The sequence below is a fragment of the Pseudogemmobacter sp. W21_MBD1_M6 genome, from assembly GCF_052119585.1.
GTDB lineage: Bacteria > Pseudomonadota > Alphaproteobacteria > Rhodobacterales > Rhodobacteraceae > JBGQOJ01.
In genome coordinates this window covers 1-21466 of record NZ_JBGQOJ010000023.1, presented here as the reverse complement: position 1 = coordinate 21466, position 21466 = coordinate 1, and the positions used below count along the sequence as shown (strand labels likewise).

The following is a 21466-nucleotide window of genomic DNA, read 5'->3' as shown; positions in this document are numbered from 1 at the left end:
TCATCGGGTGGTTTTGCGCAATTGGCGGACATACCAAACCATGATCAGGCTAAGGCAGGCAAAGACCGACAGGCTAAGCACCACCGACGCGACCGCAATTTGCGGGGTGGCTGCGGATCGCAGGCCAAGCCACATCAACACCGGCAGTGTTTGCGTGTCGCGGTCGGTCAAAAACAACGCCATGACGAATTCGTTCAACGAGATGACAAAGGCGAACAACAGCGACGATATCAGGCCGGTGGATATCATCGGCACTTCGATCTCGAAGAACGTGCGCAGCGGCGGGCAGCCAAGATCCTGCGCGGCCTCGATCACCCTGCGGTCTGTCATCCGAAACACCGCCTCCATCAGCAGGAACACCAGCGGCATCGCCCAAAGCGAATGCGCGATCATCACCAGCAGATGCGATCCGAACAGGCTGTAGCCGCCAATGCTGAACCGACTGAAGGTCAAAGCAACACCCAATCCCAGAACAATACCCGGCATGAACAGTGGAAACATCAACAGCACATAAAGCAAAGTGCTGAACCGCAAAGTATAGCGCGTGTAGGCATAGGCCGCAGCCACCCCGGCGAGCGTGGACATCATTGCCGTGCCAGTGGCAATGATCAGGCTGTTGATCAGCGCCCCGGTCCATTGCGGGCTTGCGGCAAACTCGGCGTACCAACCCAAAGACCATGACCGGATGGGAAACCGCAGTTGCGCCGCGCCACTGAACGACATGGCCAGTGTCACCAGAACCGGGATCAGGATATAGGCCACCAGGCTGAGGGTGAAAACCGCCGCAATCGCCCGCAGCAAGCGCGGTCCGATCCGGGGTGTGCGCAGTGCGTCAGACATGGAACGACCTTTGCTGCGGTTGCAGCCACCGCGTCAGCAGAACCACCAGCGCCACGCCGACCACCAGCACCATCGACAGGGCGGCGGCCATCGGCCAATGGTGTTTGCCAAGCATCTGGTCCTGAATGAGAAATCCCAGCGTCCACAGCGTATCTGGCCCCAACGCCATCGGCGTGGCGTAGGTACCCATGGTCCAGATGAACGATTGCGCGAAAGCCGCAAGCAACCCGGCCCGCGTCTGCGGCAACAAAATTTCGTAAAAGGTGGTCAGTGGCGGTGCGCCCAAATCTGACGCAGCCTCAAGAACCCGCCGATCCAGTCCATCGAACACGGAAAGCAGGATGAAAAAGCAATAGGGCAGGGTGATGTAGACCAGCCCGACCAACGCCGCACCCTCGGTGTACATCAGGCTGATCTTATCGGTGATCAGGCCCGAAGACATCAGGGCGACGCTGAGCAGCCCATTCCTTGGGAACACCATCCACCAGCCGAAAATGATTGCGATTTCGGAAATCAGCAGCGGCAGCAAGGCCAGCCCGATGAACCAAAGCCGCCAACGCGCGGGTTTCAGCCAGACAATCAACGCAAAGCCGCAAGCCAGAACAATCGTCACAGCCGAGCCGATCAGGGCCAGCCAGACCGTGTTCCAGATCGCCCCCGCAATCACCGGATCGTGGGTCAGGCGGACATAGTTTTCGAAGGTGAAGCCGGGGGTGAAATAACTTTGCGGTTCGTGGGCGTTGACGCTCATGCGCGCCATGTAAAGGGCAGGCACGCCAAAAAATACCACCGCAAGGATCAGCGCCGGGGTCAGTAACAGCCAAGGCGTCAGGCGGCTACGTTTTGGGCCGGTCATTGGAATATCCGCATCGCGCTGGATTCCCAACCGATCAGAACGTCTGCGCCCGGCTCTGCCGCCATAGCACCCGGCTGATCAACCACGATCTCGCAGGGGCCTGCCATCAAATGGTGGCGGTATTTTTCCCCCAGAAACTCGACAAAGCCAAGCCGTGCGGTCACGCGGTTTGGCAAGGCCTGCGCCGCCTGTCCAAGGCTGGGCTGCGAGGGGCGCAGATAAAGCCTGTAGGTGCCATCCGGCAAAGGTTGCGCCAGATGCAGGTCCAAAGTGGACGTTGCAGGATCAACCGCCCGCCCGCCGTCCATCCGGAACGTCAGACAGCAGGTTTCCCCGACAAAGGTGTGAATGAACTCGTTGGCCGCCGCGTTGAACACGATTTCTGGGCGGTCGATCTGTTCGATCTTGCCGCTCTGCATTACCGCTACCCGGTCCGACATTGCCATGGCCTCACCCTGGTCATGGGTGACGTAGATCGCGCTGAAGCCGATTTCATCATGCAGACGTTTGATTTCAGAGCGCAATTGCAGACGCAACGACAGGTCAAGCGCCGACAGGGGCTCGTCGAACAACAATATCGCGGGCCGCACGGCCATGGACCGCGCCAGCGCCACCCGCTGCTTTTGCCCTCCCGAAAGCTGGTCAGGATAGCGGTCTTCCAACCCTTGCAGCCGCACCACGGCCAAGGCTTCGGCGACACGAGCGCGGATATCCGCCTTGGAAACCCGCCGCATCCGCAAGCCGAACGCCACGTTCTCGGCCACGGTCTTGTGCGGAAACAGCGCCCCCGACTGGAAAATCGTCGCGGTGTCGCGCAGATAGGGCGGCAGATGATCAACCCGCGCGCCGTTGATGCGGATCGCACCGGCGTCGATGTTTTCAAAGCCACCAATAAGCCGCAAAGTCGAGGTTTTACCCGACCCCGACGGCCCCAGCAGTGTCACGAATTCGCCCTTGGCCACGGTCAGCGACACATCATCCACGGCCACAACGGGGCCGTAATTTCGGAAAATATGTTCCAGATCAAGGGCTGCTTGCGGCACGGGGCGTCCTTTTCCATTGCAAAAGCGAACGGCGGCACCTGCGGATGCCGCCGTTTCGGTTCAGCCCGCCGAGCGGGTGATGGTTTGCTTCATCCGATCATCGAATGCCTGATAATTGGCATTGATCTTGGCCCAGCCATCGATGGTGATCAGTTGGAACATCTTGTGGAAATCGGCGTTTGATTGCGGATAGCCAGTCCAATGCGGCGGCACCATCACGTCTTTGCGCGACATGAACACCATGGATTTGGCCAGGAACCGGTCCTGCGTTTCTTTTTCAAGCAGATAGTTCAAAAAGAAATCAGCCAGATCGTTGTGCCGGGTGCCGCGCACCTTGATGAACCAGTCGGTCCAAGCCGAAGTGCCCTCTTTCGGCACGCCAGCGACATATTCATCGGGGCTATCGGTCAGAAAACCAAGCGCATCCGAGGAATAAGTCAGCGCCGCATCCGCCTCTTCTTGGTTCAGCAGGTTGGCCTGTTCGGCGCCGGTCATATACCAGCGCGCGACTTTCAGCTGATCCATCTTGGCAAACAACGGCTCGGCAGTGGCGAGTTCGTACATTTCATCTAGGCCCGGATGTGCCGTGCTCATCGCGGCCGGAACCGAAAGCGACCACCACCACGACGATCCATCCGCCGTGACCTTGCCTGCAAGCCGGTCATCCCACAGCACGCCCCAGGTATCAGGCGCAATTTCCAGCCGCTTGCGCACAATCAGCATCGACGTGCCCCCGGCGAATGGCACGCCCCAGCTTTCATAGCCCGGCCGGGTTTCGGCGAAATACGGGTAGACCGCGTCAAGGTTGGGAATGGTTGCGCGATCGGCCTTGGCCCACAGCCCTTCGGACTGGCCCTGACCTGCGATGAATTCCTCGGTCACGGTGATATCGAATGGGGGATTGTCGGCCGGGGCTGCAATGATCTGCGGCACCATTTGATCCCAGCCGCCAACGCTTTCAACCTTAGTGCCGTATTGCGCGTTGAACGGGTCAATCACAGTTTCCTTGAACACCAGTTCATAATTGCCCGACCACGGTACAACGATCAGGCTTTCACCGGCAAAGCTGGTTTGTGCGGTGGCGAGCGAGGCTCTGCCGATGATTGCGGGCATCGCCAACAGGCTGACGCCTGCCGCGGTGGATTGCAGAAAACGACGACGGTTCAAGCTTTGGTCCTGGCGGATACGGGTCATCTTTGTCTCCTTGCTGTGGGTTGCGATTGCCGGCGCGTGTCAGGTGGGCAGCGCCTTGCCCCGTGCGTTGGCCAGCAGCATGTCGCGCAAGGCTGCACGGTCGCTGGAATAATCCCGCAAGATGTGCGGCGTGCGTTGGGCTGTGGCCCAGTCTTGCGCGGCCAAAAGCGGGGCATCGGTGGCCGCAGGCAGATGGCGGCCCCGGATCAGATCGGCCATCCGTTCGGCCAGTGCCAAGGTTGGTGCGTTCAGATCGCCCGCCGTGGCCTGTGGCATAACCGAGGCATCAACCACCCGCAGCGCCTGCAGCCCATGCACCCGGCCGTCGGGGTGGGTGACCGCCGCCGCGTCGGTGCCCATCCGGCAGGTACCACTGGGATGATAGGCGCTTTCGAGTTTCCGCTTGAGGAAGGCGTCCAGCGCGTCGTCGCTGGTCACATCCGCCCCCGGAGCCAGCTCTGCCCCGCGATAGGGGGCCATAGCGGTCTGTGCGAAAATCTCACGCGTCAGCCGGATGCAGGCGCGGTACTCCGGCCAGTCGTCCGGATGCGTCATGTAGTTGAACTGCACCCGTGGCAGGCTTTGCGGCCTTGCATCGCGCAGCCGCACCCAACCCCGGCTTTTTGAGCGTTTGGTGCCGACATGCACTTGATAGCCATGGCCCCGCACCGCCGATTTGCCATCATAAGAAATCGCCAGCGGCAAAAAGTGATACTGGATATCTGGGTAAACAATTCCGGCACGACTGCGAATATGGCCACCGCTTTCAAAATGGTTGGTGGCCCCCAAACCGCGATGGGTCAGCAGCCATTCCAGACCGATCCGCGCTTTGCCCAGCAGGCTAAGTGCGGGGTAAAGGCTGATCGGCTGGGTGCATTCTTGTTGGATATACACCTCTAGGTGATCCATCAGGTTTTCGCCAACTCCGGGGCTGTCGTGGCGCACCTCAATGCCATGGTCGCGCAATTCAGACGCCGGCCCCACACCCGAGCGTTTCAGAATCACCGGCGACATGATCGCACCGGCAGACAGGATCACCTCTTGCCCGGCCTGCGCTCGGCACGCCTGACCATTGACCGCAAACAGCACCGCTGTGGCGTGACGGCCTGCAAATTCGATCTTGTCCACCAGCGCCCCGGTGATCACCCGCACATTGCCGCGCGCCATCGCAGGCCGCAGATAAGCGACCGCAGCGCTGCAGCGCGCACCGCCGCCAACGTTCATCTCCATCGGGCCAAAGCCTTCGTGCTGGCGTTGGTTCATGTTCGGGCTTTGCGCATAGCCTGCCTGCACCCCGGCCTGCGCAAATGCATGGTAAAGCGGGTTGGTTTCCCGGCCACGCGTCACTTTGATCGGCCCATCAGTGCCTCGCAACGGCCCACCGCCTTGCACATCTTCCAGCCGTTGAAAATATGGCAGAACGTTGGACCATCGCCAGCCGTCTGCACCCAAAGCCTCCCACAGCTCATAGTCCATCGGATTGCCGCGCACCCAGCACATGCCATTGATCGAGGACGATCCACCAAGGCCCTTGCCGCGCGGCAGGTTTATCACCCGCCCGTCCAGACCCGGCTCTGGCTCGGTCGTCATGCCCCAGTTGAACCGGGCAGTGTTCATCGGCATCGACAGCGCAGAGGGCATGGCCACGATCGTGGCGCGGTCGCTGCCGCCTGCCTCCAGCACCAGAATACGCGTTTTGGGATCTTCCCCCAAACGGTTGGCTAAAACACAGCCCGCCGATCCGGCCCCAATGATGACGTAATCGTAGATACCCTCATCGCGCAACGCAGGTTCAGCCTGACGCAGTGTCATTCGACGATCACATAGAATTTCAACATCGCCACAGGCTGCCGCCAGATGCCCTTGAAGCCTTTCGGAACCAAAAAAGCATCGCCCTTGCGATAGGTTTCGCAGATCTCGTCATTCTCCAGCGTCACTTCACCTTCCAGAACGATCATGAATTCATCGCAAGGATAGTTTTCGTAGTGTTCGGTATAAGCGGTAGATCGCCAGATTCCGGCGCGAAGTTTTGCCTCAGGGCGCTGAAAGTAGCTGAAATCCTGACCCAGCGGCAGGCCAGCCAAAAGCTCTGCGTGATCCAGAGGTATATCGCCTAAGGCATCCCAACCTGTTGGTCCTGATGATGAAAATCGGATCGGGGCCACCATGCGAAATCTCCTGCTCGATTGATAATACCGCCCCATGCTGGTGCAGCGCGATGCCTGCAACCTTGCCTGTCACAGCTTTGACGTGACAAGTGACAAGATTTCAGCCAGCGTAACTTCAGGTTAATCACAGGACGAACGGAATGCGAAAGTGGCGATCCCTTACCGCATTGCGGGCGTGCGATGCCGTGGCGCGCACCGGCAGCGTTTCGGCAGCCGCGACAGAATTGCACGTCACTCGCCCTGCAATCAGCAAGCAGCTCGCCTTGCTGGAGCAGGACCTTGGCTGCGCCCTTTTTGAACGCACCGGCAACAGAATCCGCCTGACAGACGCCGGGCAAGAGCTGTGCGTCGGGTTGAAGCAGGCGTTCGATCTGATCTCTTCCACAACCGAAAGCGTCGTCCGACGGTCGGGTCAGGGTCAGGGTCAGGGTCAGGGTCAGCGTGTGCGGGTTCTGGTCTGCCGCGATTTCGCCTCGGGCTGGCTGGCGGGGCAGGTCGGGTCATTTCTGGTGGCCAATCCAGGCATTTCGGTTGAAATAACCGCTGAAAAGAATGGCAGCTTCCGCCATGACGAGGATTTCGATTTTCGCATCTTTTATGGGATGCATGGCGAACATCCGTCGAGTCTGCTGATGGAAAGCGAATTGTGCCGGTGGATTGACATGCCGGTTTGCACGCAAGGCTTTGCCAACCGATTTTTGCAGCCCGGTCAATGCGTCGCCGAAGCCCCGTATTTCATCGACAACAATTATGACGTCTGGGAAGAATGGTGCCAGTATTCTGGATTTGATCCCGGAGGCGCGCGCCTGCACAAGACCCTGTTCAACGAAACCACCCTGTGCATTTCGGTTGCTACCTCCGGTGGCGGGCTGGCGATGGGGGACAGCTTTCTGACGCTGCCGCTGATCCGTCTGGGCGAATTGATTGTCCCGTTCGATGCGGGTTTGATCAGCACGCAAACATATTCCCTTTTTTCGTCGCCAAATGTTGTCAGCTCAAAGGCTGCAAATCGGTTTGAGTACTGGTTGCGCGCGGCTGTTGCGAGCTATCAGTCGACGGTGCTGGAACAACTGGCACTACGCGGAATTCGCGTGCTGGATCGGTCAGCGACACTGCATAATCGACCTTTGGAATAAGCGCAGAGTCTTCATGCAGGGTCGCTGATCGCCACATCCGGCCAAGCAGACTGTCCTATGGCCAAAAATGGTCGCAAAGCGCACTTGTCGTCTGCGACATAGAAATCTGGATTGTATTTCGCCCCAAATCGCTCTCAGCTTAACGAGACTCGAAGATCAGCAAGAGCCTCCAACTGTTTGCGGACGTGGCTTTCCAGGACGCGTTGCATAGTTCCGGCATCAATCGTCACCGGCGTGTCCGATGATCTTTCCACTTCAGTCGCCACTTGCGCGGCCATCAGCGCCGCGGCGCGTGCCCGGTCAACCAATGTGTCCCTCCTCTTCTGGATCGCCAGTTGGCGCTCCTGCGCTTGATAGACTGTCAGCGCGGTGCGCGCCTTGAGGTACGACGAGATGTCCGCTGGTCCGGCAAACCCGCTGTCGCCGCCGGTGCTGCGGTGCTGCTGATCCGGGTCGGTCATCTCGCCACGCCGGACATCAGAGGCCGCCGCGTTGATCGATCCGTCGCCGTAAACCACCAGCCGTCCGGCTTTTCGTGCCTTCTGGATCGCCCCGCGCGACAGCCCGGAATGGCTGGAGTATTCCCGCTCAGACATACCATTCATGGCGATTGAGTTATCATCAAGTTATTGGAAATAAACAGGAAAAGAAGATCTATTTCTGTTGATTACACTTTGGGTAAGAGCGATTCTCCGATCAGGAAATCACCCCGGATCGGAGATCCAGACCATGACACAAACGACCAAAGCCACACCCACAGCACCCGAGGCGCTGATCCTCGACATCGCGACCAGGCACTTCTTCATTGAGACGCTGGAAACCCAGAACAGCGACCGGCTGGATTTCCACGATGTCGCCGTCTGGGCGATGCGCGCCGCACTGGAAGCGGCCTATGAGGCCGGGCGCGTCGCTGGTGCCAAGGCCATGTTGGCCGCCGCCACCCAACGCTGAAGGAGGGACGAGTTATGACCATGGCCACCACCACCATCCGCATCGACTTCGCCACGCTGCCCGACCACCTTGACCGCAGCCGCCCCAGCGTGGTTGCAAAGGTGATCGAAGCCGCGCTGCGCGAAGGCGGGATCAAGGCCAACTGCTCGGACCTGTTCTCGCACATCAAGATCGACCTGCCGACCGCGCAACTGGCCGCTGCCAGCGTGGTGCTGGTCGATCTGCAGCTGATCTGACGCAACGCCATGAGCACGCGCGCGCAGATCGCCATCCAGATCGGTCCCGATGAGTGGGCGCATGTCTACGTGCACTTCGATGGATACCCAGCCCACATGCTGGCCGCGCTGGCCCAGTGGAAGCCCGAAGATATCCTCGCCGCCAAGGAAATCCGGCAAGTCACGCCCGAGGCGCTGGATTGCTTCAGCCCGCCCCGCGATCCCCGCATCCTGCCCCGCCCGACGCGGGAATTCGCCCACCTCTACATGTGGATCGGATGCCAGTGGGTGAATGTGGTGCCGCACGCCGATGCGCCCGAAGTGTAATCAGAAGGCACTGATATTGCACGGAAATGCCTAAACTCAGCGCCCCACCAGAGTGATGGTGATTACACCAAAACGATGCAACTCACCCCCGGAGACTACGCCATGACCACCCGCCGCGCCAACGCCTCCAACGACAAAGCCCTCAACGCCTTCATAACCACCAAACTCCAGATGGACGAGATGCTGGAGTGCCTGAAGGCTTTGAGCGACGAGCATTTCAACACCAACCCCGACGAGATCAACTGGGGCCATGTTGGCACCCTGAACCATTACGCCAGTCTGTTGCGCCAGATCACCGACGGTGCCTTCAAGGAGGGCGAGCATGCCGCTTGATCCCGCCCAGCGCCAGCAGATCGAACAGGGCGCCATCTCCGCCGCTTGGGAGGCCGAACGCCTCACCGCCTGCGATGATGCCATCGCCCTGCTACGCGAGATCGCCGATCTGGAACGCGACGAAGACGGCGACGTGATCCTTGGGGCCGATGCTTAAGGCTGCAACGATCTGCTGTCGCGCATCATCGTCTTCCTTGTCGACCATGATCAGTAAGAGGAACGCCATGATCAAACTCACCGAAACCCAGACCATCATTCTGACTGCTGGTGCCCAGCGCCCTGACAACATTGCCATGCCATTGCCCAAGGGTCTGGCGGGGGCGGCGGCGAAAATGGCTGTCAACCGGATGATTGAGCGCGGCTGGTTGCAGGAGATCGATGCCTCTTCAAGCCGGGGCGAACCGCTCTGGCGCGAGACCGGCGATGGGAATGGGACCACGCTGGTGGTCACCGACGCTGGATTGCTGGCCATCGGGATCGAGCCGGTGGTGGTGAAAGCCGTGGTTGCCATCCGCAAAAATGCGACCGAGGTGGCGGAGGTAACGAAGCCGAACCCACGAGCGGGCACCAAGCAGGCAATGCTGATCGCGATGCTGCAGGCACTAGAGGGTGCGACGATGGAGGAGATTGTCGCAGCAACTCAATGGCAACCGCACACCGCGAGGGGCGCAATGTCGGGTGCCTTGGGCAAGAAGCAGGGATTGATCGTGACCTCGGCGAAAGAAGGCGACGGCGCGCGGGTCTATCGGATCAACCCCGGGCTGGGGTGATCCCAAGATCGTTCTGCTGCCGGTCAGTCCATCAGCCGATAGTGAACCTCGGTCGGCAGGCACGCCGAACCGTTGATCGGGATCATGTCCTGCGGGCAGGTTGACATGACCACGATGCAATCGATCATGGCGCGCAGCGTCACATAATCCCCGGGCTTGCTCAGCGGCTCTCCCCAGGCGATCTTGCCGTCGGGGCCAATCGGAATGTTCATCCACAGGTTCAGCGGGGCAGGGCAGTCGGGGGCGCGCAGGCCCAGTTGTCCAAGGGCCGCATGCAGATTGTCGGTGCAGTTGTCGTGATAATCGCGGCAGCCCAGCGCTGCATAGCGATGCACGTCGCAGGCCGCGATGATGGTGTCATGGCGTCCGGGAGAGGTATCCTCCTCCAAAATCAGGATCGGCCGCCGCCGGTTTGTCGCAAGACCATCGCCCTGCGCAGGAAAAATCCCCTGCAAGTTGGCGTGCAGATGCTCCATCGACATGAACTCGGACAGGTCGTCGGCATTGAAGCACCAGGTGTCGACGACCTGCTGACCATGGGTGTTGATGATCTGGATCGCCAGTCCTTTGTCCAAACGAACCGCGCGGCCGCACCGTGCCGGTACAACCTGAAGATCTGTCGTCATATCGCAATTCCTTTGCCGCTGGCGCATTGGCGGATCTGCCTTGTTGGTATCAGTGTTGTTGGACAATGCGCAAAGGGTCAAGCTGCGTCGAAGCCGTGGCGCAGGTCGAAACGATCTTCGGCTACGGTAGTCATCCCCGTTTTTACGGGGCGCGGACGAGGCCGCTGGGTCCGGGTGCACGCCACACGCGATGTGTGCAGCTGATGTGGCGTCGCAACCAACGGCCAGTGAAGTCCCGATCCGGCGAGGCGCTAATGCCTCCCCGTCTCGGGTCAAACCGCTGTTTTGAAGGTGTCTGGCAGGTGATGGAGTGGATGCCTCCCTCCCCTACGGCATCGCAATGTGCCAAGCTTTGGACGTTGAAACCAAGCAAATCGAAGGAGGCATCCGTGAAAGAAGTTACCATCATTGGCGTCGATCTGGCAAAGAACGTTTTCCAGCTCCATGGCGCAGCGGCCGATGGTTCGGTCGTGTTCCGCAAGAAGCTGACGCGGGTTCAGTTTCACAAGTTCATGTCGGGCCATCCCGCCTGCATCGTGGCAATGGAGGCCTGTGGCAGTGCGCATTACTGGGCGCGCGAGGTGGCGCAGATGGGCCATGAGCCGCGGTTGATTGCGCCGCGTTACGTCAAGCCCTTCGTCAAACGTCACAAGAACGACACCGCCGATGCCGAGGCCATCGTCGAAGCGGCGTTGCGCCCGACCATGCGCTTTGTGGACCCCAAGACGCCAGAGCAGCAGGGAGGGGCGGTTTTGTTCCGGACCCGCGCGCAGTTTATTCGCCAGCGCACCGAGGCGATAAATGCGCTGCGAGCGCATCTTTATGAGTTCGGCTACATCGCGCCGACCGGCGTCCAGAACGTGAAGCAATTGGCCCTGATCGTCGAAGACGACAGCAGCGACCTGCCTTCGCTGGTGCGCTTTGCTTGTCGTGAGGTGATTGACCAGATCACACGGCTGACCGAGCGGCTTGCGGTGCTCGACAAGGAAATCTCTCGTCTTTCAGGCCAGGGCGAGGTCGCCCGGCGTCTGCGGACCATGCCGGGCGTAGGCCCGATCACGGCGCTGGCCGTCGAAACCTTTGCGCCCGTGATGGAAAGCTTTCGCTGCGGGCGTGACTTTGCGGCATGGCTTGGTCTGGTGCCATTGCAGCGATCGACCGGCGGCAAGCAGATATTGGGCAAGACATCGAAAATGGGTCAGCGCGATATCCGCCGCTTGCTCATCATCGGGGCGATGGCCGTGGTGGGCTGGGCAGGCCGGAGGGGGGCTGCGGAAGGGTCGTGGCTTGCGAAAATGCTGGCCCGAAAGCCACGCATGCTGGTCGCCATCGCTTTGGCTAACAAGATGGCGCGGGGACTTTGGGCGTAAGCGGCGTCTGGCCCCCACCTTCCGGCCGATAGTCTGATCTGCGATGCCGCGCCTGACGGAGATTGGTGCGGGAGTTTCGCGATGGCAACTACGGGTGAGTTTCTCAGGTATTATGGTGTAGAGATGCGGGGAAATGGTCAGCGTCGCTGGCCTGACGAGGTCAAGGCGCTGGTCGTTGCCGAGACGTTGAAGCCGGGTGTGACGGTGAACGCGGTTGCTGCGCGTTATGGGCTTCGCGCGAACCACCTTTCAGAATGGCGCAGGCGGGCACGTGATGGCCGGCTGGTTTTGCCTGCGGTTGAAGATGACAGCTTCTGTTTTGCGCCTGTCATGGTGTCGGATGGCGGCGGTGGGGCGCATGTGCCCGCTGTTGCAGGGCAGCCAGTCAAGCCTGCAGCACCGCCCTCAGCATCGATCGAGATTGCGATAGGCCAAGTCACGATCCGATTGCACGGAGAGACGCGTTCTGACCGGATTGCCGAGATCGTGCGGGCAATCGGGGCGCGGCCATGATGTTCCCGTCAAACCGCGTGCGGGTTTTGGTCTCGACGCAGCCTGTGGACTTCAGGAAAGGTCATGATGGTCTTGCGTCAGTCGTGTCATCGGTGCTGCGCAAGGATCCGTTCACCGGCACGGTGTTTGTCTTCCGATCGCGCCGTGCCGATCGGCTGAAGCTTTTGTATTGGGACGGCACCGGACTGGTGATGGCCTACAAGCGGTTGGAAGATACGACCTTCACCTGGCCAGCGATCAAGGACGGGGTAATGGCGCTGAACCACGCCCAGTTCGAGGCTCTGTTTGCCGGTCTGGACTGGCGCAAGGTCAAGGCATTGGAGACACGGCCCCCTGCTGCGGCAGAATGAATCAACCGCTGTCTTTTGCGTGTTTTTACTGAGATTTTATCATAATATCGGGTCATGATCGCGACACCTGTCATTGACCTTTCCACTATCCCGGCCGCGCAGCGTGCAGTGGTTGCGACCTTGATGGAAACGATCGCAGCACTTCAGGATATTACCCAACGCCAACAGCATCTGATTGCCGAGTTGAACCATGCCCTGCATGGGAAGCGGTCGGAAAAGCTGACCGAGGATGAACGGCAGCTGGCGTTTGAGGATCTGTCCATCGCACTGGCCGAGGTCGAGGTGCAGAAGGAACATCTTGCCGCCAAGGCAGATGACAAGACGGCAACCAAGCACGCGCCAAAGCGGACCATCGGCAATCTCCCGGCCGCATTGCCGCGCATCGAAGAGGTTATCGAACCTGACAGCCTGATCTGCCCTTGTGGCTGCGGTATCATGCACAAGATTGGCGAAGACCGCACGGAGCGGCTGGACATCGTGCCGGCGCATTTGCGTGTGATTGTCACCGTGCGCCCGAAATACGCCTGCCGGACCTGCACAAACGGCGTGACCCAGGCACCGGCGCCCAGCCACCTGATCATGGGCGGATTACCGACAGAAGCGACGCTCGCCCATGTGCTGGTCAGCAAATATGCCGACCATCTGCCGTTGTATCGCCAAAGCCAGATCCTGGCGCGGGCGGGTCTTGATCTGCACCGCGCGGTGCTGGCGGACTGGGTTGGGAAGGCGGCGTTCCACCTCAAGCCCGTCGTCGACCGGCTGGCCGAACACCTGAAACGATCAGACAAGCTGTTCATGGACGAAACCACCGCTCCGGTGCTGGATCCGGGGCGCGGAAAGACCAAAACCGGCTATCTCTGGGCTCTTGCCCGCGATGACCGGCCATGGGGCGGTGAAGATCCGCCCGGTGTGGTCTACTTTTATGCCCCGGGCCGAGCGGGCGAGAATGCCGAAACATTCCTCACCGGCTTTGACGGCATCCTGCAGATCGACGGATACCAGGGCTATAACCGGCTGACTAAACCTACCCGTAAGGGCGGCACCCCCATTCGCGTGGCCCATTGCTGGGCGCACGCGCGCCGCAAGCTGAAGGAAGTCTTCGACCGCGACGGATCACAGATCGCCGCCGAGGGCCTGCGCCGCATCGCCGAGATCTATGCCGTCGAAGCCGATATCCGTGGTGTCTCGCCCGGCCAGCGCCTGTCTGCCCGCCGGACTCTCAGCGCACCGCTGGTCGCAGCATTCGGCGATTGGCTGCAAGAACAACGTCGCAAGATCTCCGCCAAATCCCGATTGGGCGAAAAGCTGACTTACATCCACAATCATTGGGACGGGCTGCAGACCTTCCTGGCCGATGGCCGCGTCGAGATCGACAACAACCGCGTCGAAAACCTAATCCGCCCAATTACGCTCAATCGGAAAAATGCGCTCTTCGCGGGTCACGACGAAGGTGGCATCGCTTGGGGTCGCATCGCCTCACTGATCGAGACCTGCAAGATCAACGACGTCGAGCCCTTCGCCTATCTCAAGGCAACCCTGACATCGATCGCAAACGGTCATCCGCAAAGCCGCCTCGACGACTTGCTGCCGTGGAACCTCACGCCGTCAAGATAAGCTACCCGTGGTCCCCAGCGACCGCTTACCTTTGGGCCATGTTGACGAAAAACGAAGAATACCGGGGGCCGGTGATGGTGGGGTGAAATTGAACCCTGCTGCAACCTGCCGCTCGGAAGTGTGAGGAAGGCAATGACCCGCATGGGCAAATGATCGATCAGATCGGGATCAGGAAAACCAGGGGAAGCCAAAGCGCCGCCTTGAGCGCGTCATGGGTGATTTGGACCTGATCCGCGTATCTCCATACCGGCCCGCGGCATGTGAAAAGCCGCACAGTGAGGCCTGACACATGACCGCACTCGATCACATGCCAAGAAGGTCAAAATTTTCCTTGCACAACGGGAGGCATCCACACATGGCTTCCGCAAAGTGGATTCCCTGGCTTCCACAAAAGAATCCAGCACGCCAAAGTCGTGATTCCGCAACCCATTGATAATGAGTCGCTTTTCCCCAGATCGCGCGCCAAGTGGATTCCGCCTGGATTCCCCGGTGAAAAAGCCAGGCGCTAGCGAAATGCCGCGCTAAGCCCCACCGTATACACATGGGGCCGAGGAGGAACCATGGGTGGGGGGGGCGAGGGCTGTCGCCCGTGCATCACCTCACCACCGGAAGATCGGAGATCCGAGTTGTGTAGCGCGGGCTGCGGTGATTGCCAAACAGGCGCGCAGGGTGTTTTGTGAAGGGGAATGATCGGCAGAAAGGGCCGGTAGTGACAGATGCTGCGCCATGCACATTTCTACATGAAGGGCGGAGAGCGGAAGTTCGCTGCATATGCACTATGACTATTAGCGATCCTTTGAACTGCCAATCGGAAATCAAATGATTTTAGCCGGAACGCTATATACCCATGGGCGTTTCATTGTACAATTGCGGTCATAAAAACAAGGTTGTAGAAGTTGTGCCACAGCGGCTGCGCAATTTGAAATAGGCGTGAGGCGAAGCAGTTGACCAAGATAGAGAAGCCTGGGAAAGGCACAAAGATTACTGAAACAACGAGAGTTGCGGCTGAGACTGGTATGTCTTTGTTGCCCGGTGGAGGTATATTCAATTCTTTCGCACGCTGGTTGTTGCCGTCGAAATTAGACAAACAAAAAGCTGGCTGGCAGGAGAGCGTCACACAGGCGACCAACCAGCAAGGCCAAGACGTCAAGGAACTGAAAAAAGAAACTGCGGGACTCCGATTGGAGCAATTTGAAATAGTTGATAAAATCGAGGACACGAGGGGTCGTGTTGATGCTCTTGCTAGCAAGCTGGATGTTGGAGTTATTGATGCAGACCCGCTTGATGGTGAATTGGAAATTTGCCGTAGCTTTGTGCTAGGCGGCAAATTTCAAACAGCGCTGGATCTTCTCAGTGAACGATTTGAAGACAACAAGCGCTCCAATCAAATCCCCCCAAAACTTATGGCGCGCGTGCGTTCGCTACAAGGGATGTGTCTCAAGTCTCTTGGGAAATATGATGAAGCCGCTGAGCACTTCCTAACTGCCCTGAGAATCGATCCGGACAGCCCTAAGATTCGAGCTAATGCTGTCGTTGGTTATTTGATTGCTGGAGACACAGGCCAAGCTACCAAATTACTAGAGAAACTCATTGATGAAGAGCCCAATACACCGATGCATTGGGCGAACCTGATCTACACGAAAAGCGCGCAGGGAGAGGTTCTTGACCGAGGGGCGCTCCCGGGCGTTATCAGTCAATCCAAAGACGTCTGTCTCGCTTTGGTTGATGCCAAGCGGGCTAATAGTGACGACACATGGCTCAATGATGCCGTCAAATGCGCAGCACTGTACCCGGAATCCACGCGAGCCAAGCGACATGAGGCAGAAGCGGCGATTAATGCCGCCGTGCAAGCTGTTGTTATGGATGTAGGTGACCCGGCCGCGCATACGGCGATAATGGAGAGAGCGGCTACAGCGGCGACTGAATTAGAGCAACAGTGGGAAACCCATCTTGGAACAGAAGCCTCCAAAAGCACACCTGATCTCGTTTTGTTGCAAAATACGCTTGTTGCACATCGTGTCACGGGCAACCGACTGGCAGCAGAAGCCCTAATAGTTACACATACGGACCTGTTGCTAACTGACAAAGGTACGACGCAGGTGCTTGGTGCATTTGCAATCGAAACCAGAAATGATGCTTTGCTCGATCGGGTATTGACCCGAGACTTTGAAGGTGCGGCGGTATTGAAAATTGAGCGCGCTTTGCGCGATGAAGCTTGGGGCGATGCCCTAGAGATATGCGAAACCTATCCAGAAGAAATCGGGCCTAGCGGGCGAATTGATCCTGAGTTTATGAGCGATGTGCTTCGCGTGATGACGGGCCCTGAGGGCGAAAAGGAAGAAGGTTTTAGAGGGATTTACCAACGCAGCGAAGCCACCTCTCCGCAGCGCGATCTTTTCTTGTCTCAGATGATCATGGCGGCGGGATTCGAGGATCTGTCCGCAGAGGTTTTTGATCGAGCGGCGAATGCAGATTTAGTAGGGGATGCAGAAATTAGACGGGCTTTAGCTGGGGAAGCGATGGACCGCGATATCCCAGAAATTGTGATTAAGTTGCTCCGTGACCATGTCGATCCTAGTCAAGACGGCCGTGCGCGAAATTGGTTGGCCATGTCTTATGCAAGGACATCCGTACCGTATGAATCCGGAATTCTATTCTTTGCAGCAGTCAGGAAGGCGGGTGATAACGGTGCCGAGATCAACAGAGCTGGAGGGCATTTCCACCTCAACCGTCGCAAGCCTGACGAAGCGTCTCCTTGGTTGAAACGATCTTTGGTTGCTGAACCGAACAGCGTCCGTACACAGCTAGCGTTCTGGCAGGCATTGTCTCGCGACGGAGCGGCAAAGCGCGCAAAGAAATTTCTAGAAACCGTTGATCTCGCAGTGCTTGAGGGCCCAAAGGGCGACCGAATGGGCATGGCGCAACTTTTATGGCGTAATGGTCGAGCCGATGCCTTGGAATACGCGTATGATTTGACATCGAGAAACCGCAATGATTTCAAAGTTTGTTTGGGATACAGTGGATTGATGTTGGGGGATGCATTTGACAGCGATGCCCCACAGATTCCGTCAACGGATGTTGTCGCTATCGGGTCGATGGTGAAGCTTACGCGTCCACATAATAATGATTGGTCGATTGTCATTACTGAGGCTGAAAGCGATCTTCAAGACCATGTTTCCATTGATAATCCTATCGTTCAGGGCGCGCTGGGTAAGCATCAGGGCGACACTTTTGAGACGTTTGCTGGCCCTAATACCTTTGTATGGACAGTGTCCGAAATTAAATCAAAATACTTACATCTGTTTCACGAGATTACGCGCACGCTACAAGACCAGTTCCCCAATAACGGAAGCTTTTACTCAGTCACGATGGTCGGTGACGATGTCACTCCGCTCCTTAAGAGTTTGCGAGAACGTCGAAGTTCGATTGAGCGTCTGGAAGATCAGTACCGCGACAATCCAATGCCCTTGGGAGCAATGGCGAAGGCGGGCGGCGATAACGTCATAGATTTTGCCATCCACTTGGCGCAGAGTGGCAAACAGGTCTTTAGTGCGACTGGCTATGCCGCTGACACAGAACGAGAATTGTCAATCGCCATTGGTGCATCGGAACGCATTGTAGTGATCGACGCTTATACAGTCTGGTTGATGGCAAAGTTGGAAATGTTGCAACCGGCCAAGGAAGTCTTTCCCAACCTCACGGTTCCCGCTTCAACAATCGATGATTTTTCTGAAATGATAGAAGAGATGGGCGACAGTCCGGACGGACGAAAGTCAATGTCGGCGCAAGGTGACGGATTTACCATTCAAGAATTGTCCGCCGACGAAGTGACGATGCAAGCGACAGGGATGGAGAAGCTTCGCGATCAGGTTGCAGCCGTTTGCAATATCGTTGGTATCGAAGTGCCTTCAGGGATGAGTGTAGACTTGCTGCGCCTTGCGGATTTTTTGGGCGGACAGTTTGATTGCTTAAGCGTTGTAGAGAGGGAGGACGGTATCCTACTTTCGGCCGATCTTCGCCTGCGGCAGGTCGCGACCGACATTTGTAATAAAGAAGCTTTTGGAATGGATGCCTTGCTTCGAACCTTGGTGGCTGAACAAGCTATCAGTGTTGAGGCATATGGCGATGTTTTGTTACGTTTATGCGCTCTTGGACACTCCTATGTTGCTTTCAACGAATTGACGTTGATGCGAATGCTCATGTGTGATGATACGCCCGATCTTCAAAGATTTTCTTATGCAGCAGCTTATCTGGGAACTCCGAATGCAGATGTCGCGAGTCATGTCACGACTGCAGCTGAATTTGCGAGGCGTGCATTTACACTTTATCCAAATGGAACCAAAGCGCGGTGTGCTACCAGTAAGGTGCTGCAAAACTTGATTCGTATGAATGGCTTGAGCCTCGCTCAAATTGTTAGTGCATTTGTCCAGCATGCAGACCATCCAAGGTTGACGCAATATGTTCTCCAATGGCTACGCGGACACTTCTTGTTGGAAACTTACGAACGTCAAATTGAAGCCGAACGAGCGAGTTCAGTTTAAGAAAATTGTATTCGGGGAAACGACCGCCGTCTTTGGCCGCGCTGCAGCATTGGGCATGACGGTCTAAGTCCGCTTTGGGCCGGGATCGACGTTATCACTTGTTTTTCCAAGGTTTCAACTTCGGCATCACTCCCGTGACTTTCACCTCCCTCAGCATCCCGGCTGCCACTATCCCATCGCGCACCCAATCCAACGTCGCCCACCAGTCGTTATAGCCGCGCCGTGCAGATGCTATCTGCTCCGGATGGGGCCGCCAGATGACGGGGCAGTGCAGCACATCAACGCTGCGCCACTTGCCTCGTGAGAGGACGCGCTCTGTCCCGATCACCTCGGTGACGGATCGGACCCCGTGCTGGTTCTCGCGCGTCTCACGGGGCACGCAACGCGGCACCGCACCCGACATGCAGTCAGGTGTCATCCCGGCCCGTGCAAGCTCAGTGACGCGCAGGGCCATGCGGATCCCACCAAGGCTGTCGGGCAGTCCGGCCACCGTGGCCGCGATGACCTCGGCGTCTGGATGGGTGTAGCTGTCCCTCTTGTGCTGACCGCCATCGACCTTGCAGCCCAGTACGGCGCGTTGCATCAGAACATACTCCAACCCGAAGCCGCGGCTTTCCGCATCGGCGTCCTGTCGTGGTGGCAGTTCGAGCTGGGCTTTCTCGACCCGGAAGGCCCATTCCAGCGCCTGCTGCACGCCCAGCGCACGTTTCGGCTTGCCGCCTGCGCTGGGCGGCACCCGCATACGGGGCAATCTGCGATCAAACTTGCTCATAGCACACCCCGCTGACGCAGCTGGTCCGGTGTGACCAGTTGGCGTGCCAGCATCAATCCGCACATGGCGCTGCTGATGGCATTGGCAGGCAGGAAGGCATCGGAATTGACCATCCCGGCGTAGAACGCGGCCAGCTGGTCATCACTGGGACGGGGACCGGCCTCGCGCTTGCGCTGCCCATTGGCTGTTCGACCGCTGCCTGCTGCGGTAGTCCCAGTCTCGGCGTCACGCCGTACCGCCCGTTCCATCGTCCGATCGAGCGCCTTGGGCCCATCTGGCGGGGCAGGGTGCGCTTCGCGGCTCTCGCGGGCTACGGCAAGGATGCGATCCTGCGACATGCCCAGATCATCGATCCAGCGCTGGACGTGCTGCCGTGCTGGCCAGCCCTGCCACCAGGCGGGCAGTGCGCGGTCGGCATTGAAGCCCAGCGCTTGCAGCAGGTCGCCAAAAAAATCATCAAAACCGATTTCGCGCCCGCGCGCATCCTCCTCCTCCTTTACTGGTTCCCTTAAAGGTTCTCTTACAAGGTTAGTGTCCGGATTCCGGACACGGCTTTGGGCATTTTCCGGACACGGGTCAGGGGCAAAATCGGACACGGGTCGCGCTTCAATCCCGTGTCCCGTTTTAGGACACGGGTCCTGCTCATCGGCCAGTTCGGCGCAGAAATTCTGGTCCCCTGACACTGTCCCATCGAATGGCAATGCGCCGTGTCCGGTTTCTGGACACGGGTTCGTATCATGCGGGGTAAAGCCGGGCTCGAACCCCAAGATGTAGCGTGTGGGCATCTGTCGTTTGGTTACAGGGTGAATGCGCGGCACACGGCGCAACAATCCAGCTGCTTCCAGCTGACCAAGATGATCATTCAAGGTCGAGCGACTGATCTCGCAATCATGCGCCAGCCGCGCTTGGGAGGGGAAACAGCCGTAGTCAGGATTAAACCGATCGCACAGATGCCAGAGCACAATCTTGGTGGTGGGCTTGAGCCCACGGCGCTGGATGGCCCAGTTGGTGGCGGCATGGCTCATGATGTGGCCCTCCGCGCTAAGAGTGCGGTACCATCGTGGCGTGCCCCTGCATCGCGCGGGGCCTCCGGTGTACCGACCTGCACGATCCGTGTGGTGAACCCGTGATCGGCCAGCGCGCCCAGCGCATCGTCGAGGCTGCGCACCAGCGCCCAGCCAAAGCCCAGCGCCAGCACCGCGTCGCGGAATGCCTCCTGCGCGGGACTGAGCCGCCCCTTCAGAGACTTCAACTCCAGAAACAGCACGCGCCCGTCACAGAGCACGATGAGATCGGCAAAGCCGGGGTGGACGCCCATGCCAACCAGGATCGCCTGACGTCGCGCACCGCGGGGCCCGGCCTCGGTGACTTCATTGGCGCAGTGATGCACGATCGCCCCCTTGGGCAGGGCAAAGCGTAGGGCGACCACAACAGCGCGCTGCAGATCTGCCTCAGGCGTTCCACGCCGCTTCATCGCTCCACCTCCGGATCCTGGTTGTGATGATTACCGCGCCCCGGGGCCTTGGCCTCCAGCACGACCAGCAAGATCCGCGCATCCTCGCGTTCCTCAGGTGTCTCGCCATGGCGGATCAGCACATTGCAGGCGACGCGCAGCAGATGGTCGGAATGATGGATGACGTCGGCCACGACGATGCGGGCCTCGCGCCGCCGCTCGTCAATCCAGTCCGCGCGCGCCTCATCACGTTCAGCGCGACGGCTCCGTTGCCGGAAGGGCAGGGGGATGCTCATCGGCGTGCCCCCACACGCCGCGGGTTCGGCATCTCCTGCTGCGTCAGCCAGTCTTGAACCGCATCGCGCCGGTAATAAACCTTGCGCCCGGCGCGCAC

25 protein-coding genes are annotated in these 21466 nt (G+C 58.8%); 12 read left to right on the top strand and 13 right to left on the bottom strand.

Annotation, left to right across the window (positions count from 1 at the left end; genetic code table 11):
- Genes ACEN2R_RS17075 through ACEN2R_RS17050 form a run of 6 tightly spaced genes read right to left on the bottom strand, consistent with a single transcriptional unit; the run spans position 1 to position 6101 of the window.
- Positions 1–840, bottom strand: coding sequence for an ABC transporter permease (locus ACEN2R_RS17075; protein ID WP_442043891.1), 840 nt, complete (start codon positions 838–840; stop codon positions 1–3).
- Positions 833–1696, bottom strand: coding sequence for an ABC transporter permease (locus ACEN2R_RS17070; protein ID WP_442043890.1), 864 nt, complete (start codon positions 1694–1696; stop codon positions 833–835). Before ACEN2R_RS17070 ends, ACEN2R_RS17075 begins: the two co-directional genes overlap by 8 nt.
- Positions 1693–2739: an ABC transporter ATP-binding protein gene (locus ACEN2R_RS17065; RefSeq protein WP_442043889.1), complete on the bottom strand. Its 1047-nt coding sequence runs from the start codon at positions 2737–2739 to the stop codon at positions 1693–1695. Before ACEN2R_RS17065 ends, ACEN2R_RS17070 begins: the two co-directional genes overlap by 4 nt.
- Positions 2740–2799: 60 nt before the next feature.
- Positions 2800–3933: an ABC transporter substrate-binding protein gene (locus ACEN2R_RS17060; RefSeq protein ID WP_442043888.1), complete on the bottom strand. Its 1134-nt coding sequence runs from the start codon at positions 3931–3933 to the stop codon at positions 2800–2802.
- A gap of 39 nt (positions 3934–3972) precedes the next feature.
- Positions 3973–5745 carry a choline dehydrogenase gene (locus ACEN2R_RS17055; RefSeq protein ID WP_442043887.1) on the bottom strand — a complete coding sequence of 591 codons (1773 nt, stop codon included), beginning with the start codon at positions 5743–5745 and terminating at the stop codon, positions 3973–3975.
- Positions 5742–6101 (bottom strand): cupin domain-containing protein, encoded by a 360-nt coding sequence (locus ACEN2R_RS17050; protein WP_442043886.1) that lies wholly within the window; start codon positions 6099–6101, stop codon positions 5742–5744. Before ACEN2R_RS17050 ends, ACEN2R_RS17055 begins: the two co-directional genes overlap by 4 nt.
- A gap of 140 nt (positions 6102–6241) precedes the next feature.
- On the opposite strand from ACEN2R_RS17050, the gene ACEN2R_RS17045 reads away from it, so the two are divergent.
- Positions 6242–7237 carry a LysR family transcriptional regulator gene (locus tag ACEN2R_RS17045; RefSeq protein WP_442043885.1) on the top strand — a complete coding sequence of 332 codons (996 nt, stop codon included), beginning with the start codon at positions 6242–6244 and terminating at the stop codon, positions 7235–7237.
- A gap of 134 nt (positions 7238–7371) precedes the next feature.
- Here ACEN2R_RS17045 and ACEN2R_RS17040 read toward each other — a convergent pair whose 3' ends face one another.
- Entirely contained in the window at positions 7372–7842 is a 471-nt protein-coding gene (locus ACEN2R_RS17040; protein ID WP_442043884.1) for a hypothetical protein, read from the bottom strand.
- A gap of 124 nt (positions 7843–7966) precedes the next feature.
- On the opposite strand from ACEN2R_RS17040, the gene ACEN2R_RS17035 reads away from it, so the two are divergent.
- The 6 genes from ACEN2R_RS17035 (at position 7967) to ACEN2R_RS17010 (ending at position 9833) form a co-directional block, all read left to right on the top strand.
- Positions 7967–8188 carry a DUF6900 domain-containing protein gene (locus tag ACEN2R_RS17035; protein WP_442043883.1) on the top strand — a complete coding sequence of 74 codons (222 nt, stop codon included), beginning with the start codon at positions 7967–7969 and terminating at the stop codon, positions 8186–8188.
- A gap of 14 nt (positions 8189–8202) precedes the next feature.
- Positions 8203–8424 carry a hypothetical protein gene (locus tag ACEN2R_RS17030; protein ID WP_442043882.1) on the top strand — a complete coding sequence of 74 codons (222 nt, stop codon included), beginning with the start codon at positions 8203–8205 and terminating at the stop codon, positions 8422–8424.
- Positions 8425–8433: 9 nt separating this feature from the next.
- Positions 8434–8730: a hypothetical protein gene (locus ACEN2R_RS17025; protein ID WP_442043881.1), complete on the top strand. Its 297-nt coding sequence runs from the start codon at positions 8434–8436 to the stop codon at positions 8728–8730.
- A 102-nt stretch (positions 8731–8832) separates the two neighbouring features.
- Entirely contained in the window at positions 8833–9063 is a 231-nt protein-coding gene (locus ACEN2R_RS17020) for a hypothetical protein (protein WP_442043880.1), read from the top strand.
- Positions 9053–9220, top strand: coding sequence for a hypothetical protein (locus ACEN2R_RS17015; protein ID WP_442043879.1), 168 nt, complete (start codon positions 9053–9055; stop codon positions 9218–9220). Before ACEN2R_RS17020 ends, ACEN2R_RS17015 begins: the two co-directional genes overlap by 11 nt.
- Positions 9221–9287: 67 nt before the next feature.
- Positions 9288–9833 (top strand): DUF3489 domain-containing protein, encoded by a 546-nt coding sequence (locus ACEN2R_RS17010; RefSeq protein WP_442043878.1) that lies wholly within the window; start codon positions 9288–9290, stop codon positions 9831–9833.
- A 23-nt stretch (positions 9834–9856) separates the two neighbouring features.
- On the opposite strand, the gene ACEN2R_RS17005 is transcribed toward ACEN2R_RS17010, so the two are convergent.
- On the bottom strand, positions 9857–10459 hold the full coding sequence (locus ACEN2R_RS17005; RefSeq protein ID WP_442043877.1) for a DUF1989 domain-containing protein: 603 nt from the start codon (positions 10457–10459) through the stop codon (positions 9857–9859).
- A 389-nt stretch (positions 10460–10848) separates the two neighbouring features.
- On the opposite strand from ACEN2R_RS17005, the gene ACEN2R_RS17000 reads away from it, so the two are divergent.
- The 4 genes from ACEN2R_RS17000 to tnpC all read left to right on the top strand — a co-directional run bounded on the left by ACEN2R_RS17000 (position 10849) and on the right by tnpC (position 14306).
- Entirely contained in the window at positions 10849–11829 is a 981-nt protein-coding gene (locus tag ACEN2R_RS17000; protein WP_442043876.1) for an IS110 family transposase, read from the top strand.
- Positions 11830–11910: 81 nt separating this feature from the next.
- A complete protein-coding gene (gene tnpA, locus ACEN2R_RS16995; protein WP_442043875.1) occupies positions 11911–12342 on the top strand; it encodes an IS66-like element accessory protein TnpA in 432 nt (143 codons plus the stop codon).
- Entirely contained in the window at positions 12339–12692 is a 354-nt protein-coding gene (tnpB, locus tag ACEN2R_RS16990; RefSeq protein WP_442043874.1) for an IS66 family insertion sequence element accessory protein TnpB, read from the top strand. The genes tnpA and tnpB overlap by 4 nt, the downstream gene beginning before the upstream one ends.
- Positions 12693–12815: 123 nt before the next feature.
- On the top strand, positions 12816–14306 hold the full coding sequence (gene tnpC, locus ACEN2R_RS16985; protein ID WP_442043914.1) for an IS66 family transposase: 1491 nt from the start codon (positions 12816–12818) through the stop codon (positions 14304–14306).
- A 594-nt stretch (positions 14307–14900) separates the two neighbouring features.
- Here tnpC and ACEN2R_RS16980 read toward each other — a convergent pair.
- The gene (locus ACEN2R_RS16980; protein ID WP_442043913.1) at positions 14901–15077 is read right to left on the bottom strand and encodes a DUF4113 domain-containing protein; all 177 of its coding nucleotides are present in this window, start codon (positions 15075–15077) and stop codon (positions 14901–14903) included.
- A 173-nt stretch (positions 15078–15250) separates the two neighbouring features.
- On the opposite strand from ACEN2R_RS16980, the gene ACEN2R_RS16975 reads away from it, so the two are divergent.
- Positions 15251–18847 carry a PIN domain-containing protein gene (locus ACEN2R_RS16975; RefSeq protein WP_442043873.1) on the top strand — a complete coding sequence of 1199 codons (3597 nt, stop codon included), beginning with the start codon at positions 15251–15253 and terminating at the stop codon, positions 18845–18847.
- Between the two features lie 94 nt (positions 18848–18941).
- On the opposite strand, the gene ACEN2R_RS16970 is transcribed toward ACEN2R_RS16975, so the two are convergent.
- From ACEN2R_RS16970 to ACEN2R_RS16955, 4 genes are read right to left on the bottom strand one after another with little or no spacing between them, the layout of a single operon-like run.
- Positions 18942–19619, bottom strand: a complete 678-nt coding sequence (locus ACEN2R_RS16970; protein WP_442043872.1) for a hypothetical protein — start codon at positions 19617–19619, stop codon at positions 18942–18944.
- Positions 19616–20644, bottom strand: coding sequence for a helix-turn-helix domain-containing protein (locus ACEN2R_RS16965; RefSeq protein ID WP_442043871.1), 1029 nt, complete (start codon positions 20642–20644; stop codon positions 19616–19618). The genes ACEN2R_RS16970 and ACEN2R_RS16965 overlap by 4 nt, the downstream gene beginning before the upstream one ends.
- Entirely contained in the window at positions 20641–21093 is a 453-nt protein-coding gene (locus ACEN2R_RS16960) for a VRR-NUC domain-containing protein (protein WP_442043870.1), read from the bottom strand. The genes ACEN2R_RS16965 and ACEN2R_RS16960 overlap by 4 nt, the downstream gene beginning before the upstream one ends.
- Positions 21090–21368 carry a hypothetical protein gene (locus ACEN2R_RS16955; RefSeq protein ID WP_442043869.1) on the bottom strand — a complete coding sequence of 93 codons (279 nt, stop codon included), beginning with the start codon at positions 21366–21368 and terminating at the stop codon, positions 21090–21092. Before ACEN2R_RS16955 ends, ACEN2R_RS16960 begins: the two co-directional genes overlap by 4 nt.
- Positions 21369–21466 lie beyond the last annotated feature (98 nt).

What these genes read in the sequence shown, in the direction of transcription:
- ACEN2R_RS16980 (WP_442043913.1), bottom strand. Translation starts at nt 15,077, where the DNA reads ATGCAGCGAACTTCCGCTCTCCGCCCTTCATGTAGAAATGTGCATGGC.
- ACEN2R_RS16955 (WP_442043869.1), bottom strand. Translation starts at nt 21,368, where the DNA reads ATGAGCATCCCCCTGCCCTTCCGGCAACGGAGCCGTCGCGCTGAACGT.
- tnpC (WP_442043914.1), top strand. Translation starts at nt 12,816, where the DNA reads ATGGAAACGATCGCAGCACTTCAGGATATTACCCAACGCCAACAGCAT.
- ACEN2R_RS17010 (WP_442043878.1), top strand. Translation starts at nt 9,288, where the DNA reads ATGATCAAACTCACCGAAACCCAGACCATCATTCTGACTGCTGGTGCC.
- ACEN2R_RS17035 (WP_442043883.1), top strand. Translation starts at nt 7,967, where the DNA reads ATGACACAAACGACCAAAGCCACACCCACAGCACCCGAGGCGCTGATC.
- ACEN2R_RS16970 (WP_442043872.1), bottom strand. Translation starts at nt 19,619, where the DNA reads ATGAGCAAGTTTGATCGCAGATTGCCCCGTATGCGGGTGCCGCCCAGC.
- ACEN2R_RS17075 (WP_442043891.1), bottom strand. Translation starts at nt 840, where the DNA reads ATGTCTGACGCACTGCGCACACCCCGGATCGGACCGCGCTTGCTGCGG.
- ACEN2R_RS17050 (WP_442043886.1), bottom strand. Translation starts at nt 6,101, where the DNA reads ATGGTGGCCCCGATCCGATTTTCATCATCAGGACCAACAGGTTGGGAT.
- tnpB (WP_442043874.1), top strand. Translation starts at nt 12,339, where the DNA reads ATGATGTTCCCGTCAAACCGCGTGCGGGTTTTGGTCTCGACGCAGCCT.
- ACEN2R_RS17025 (WP_442043881.1), top strand. Translation starts at nt 8,434, where the DNA reads ATGAGCACGCGCGCGCAGATCGCCATCCAGATCGGTCCCGATGAGTGG.
- ACEN2R_RS17015 (WP_442043879.1), top strand. Translation starts at nt 9,053, where the DNA reads ATGCCGCTTGATCCCGCCCAGCGCCAGCAGATCGAACAGGGCGCCATC.
- ACEN2R_RS17020 (WP_442043880.1), top strand. Translation starts at nt 8,833, where the DNA reads ATGACCACCCGCCGCGCCAACGCCTCCAACGACAAAGCCCTCAACGCC.
- ACEN2R_RS16960 (WP_442043870.1), bottom strand. Translation starts at nt 21,093, where the DNA reads ATGAAGCGGCGTGGAACGCCTGAGGCAGATCTGCAGCGCGCTGTTGTG.
- ACEN2R_RS17005 (WP_442043877.1), bottom strand. Translation starts at nt 10,459, where the DNA reads ATGACGACAGATCTTCAGGTTGTACCGGCACGGTGCGGCCGCGCGGTT.
- ACEN2R_RS17045 (WP_442043885.1), top strand. Translation starts at nt 6,242, where the DNA reads ATGCGAAAGTGGCGATCCCTTACCGCATTGCGGGCGTGCGATGCCGTG.
- tnpA (WP_442043875.1), top strand. Translation starts at nt 11,911, where the DNA reads ATGGCAACTACGGGTGAGTTTCTCAGGTATTATGGTGTAGAGATGCGG.
- ACEN2R_RS17055 (WP_442043887.1), bottom strand. Translation starts at nt 5,745, where the DNA reads ATGACACTGCGTCAGGCTGAACCTGCGTTGCGCGATGAGGGTATCTAC.
- ACEN2R_RS17030 (WP_442043882.1), top strand. Translation starts at nt 8,203, where the DNA reads ATGACCATGGCCACCACCACCATCCGCATCGACTTCGCCACGCTGCCC.
- ACEN2R_RS17040 (WP_442043884.1), bottom strand. Translation starts at nt 7,842, where the DNA reads ATGAATGGTATGTCTGAGCGGGAATACTCCAGCCATTCCGGGCTGTCG.
- ACEN2R_RS17070 (WP_442043890.1), bottom strand. Translation starts at nt 1,696, where the DNA reads ATGACCGGCCCAAAACGTAGCCGCCTGACGCCTTGGCTGTTACTGACC.
- ACEN2R_RS17060 (WP_442043888.1), bottom strand. Translation starts at nt 3,933, where the DNA reads ATGACCCGTATCCGCCAGGACCAAAGCTTGAACCGTCGTCGTTTTCTG.
- ACEN2R_RS16965 (WP_442043871.1), bottom strand. Translation starts at nt 20,644, where the DNA reads ATGAGCCATGCCGCCACCAACTGGGCCATCCAGCGCCGTGGGCTCAAG.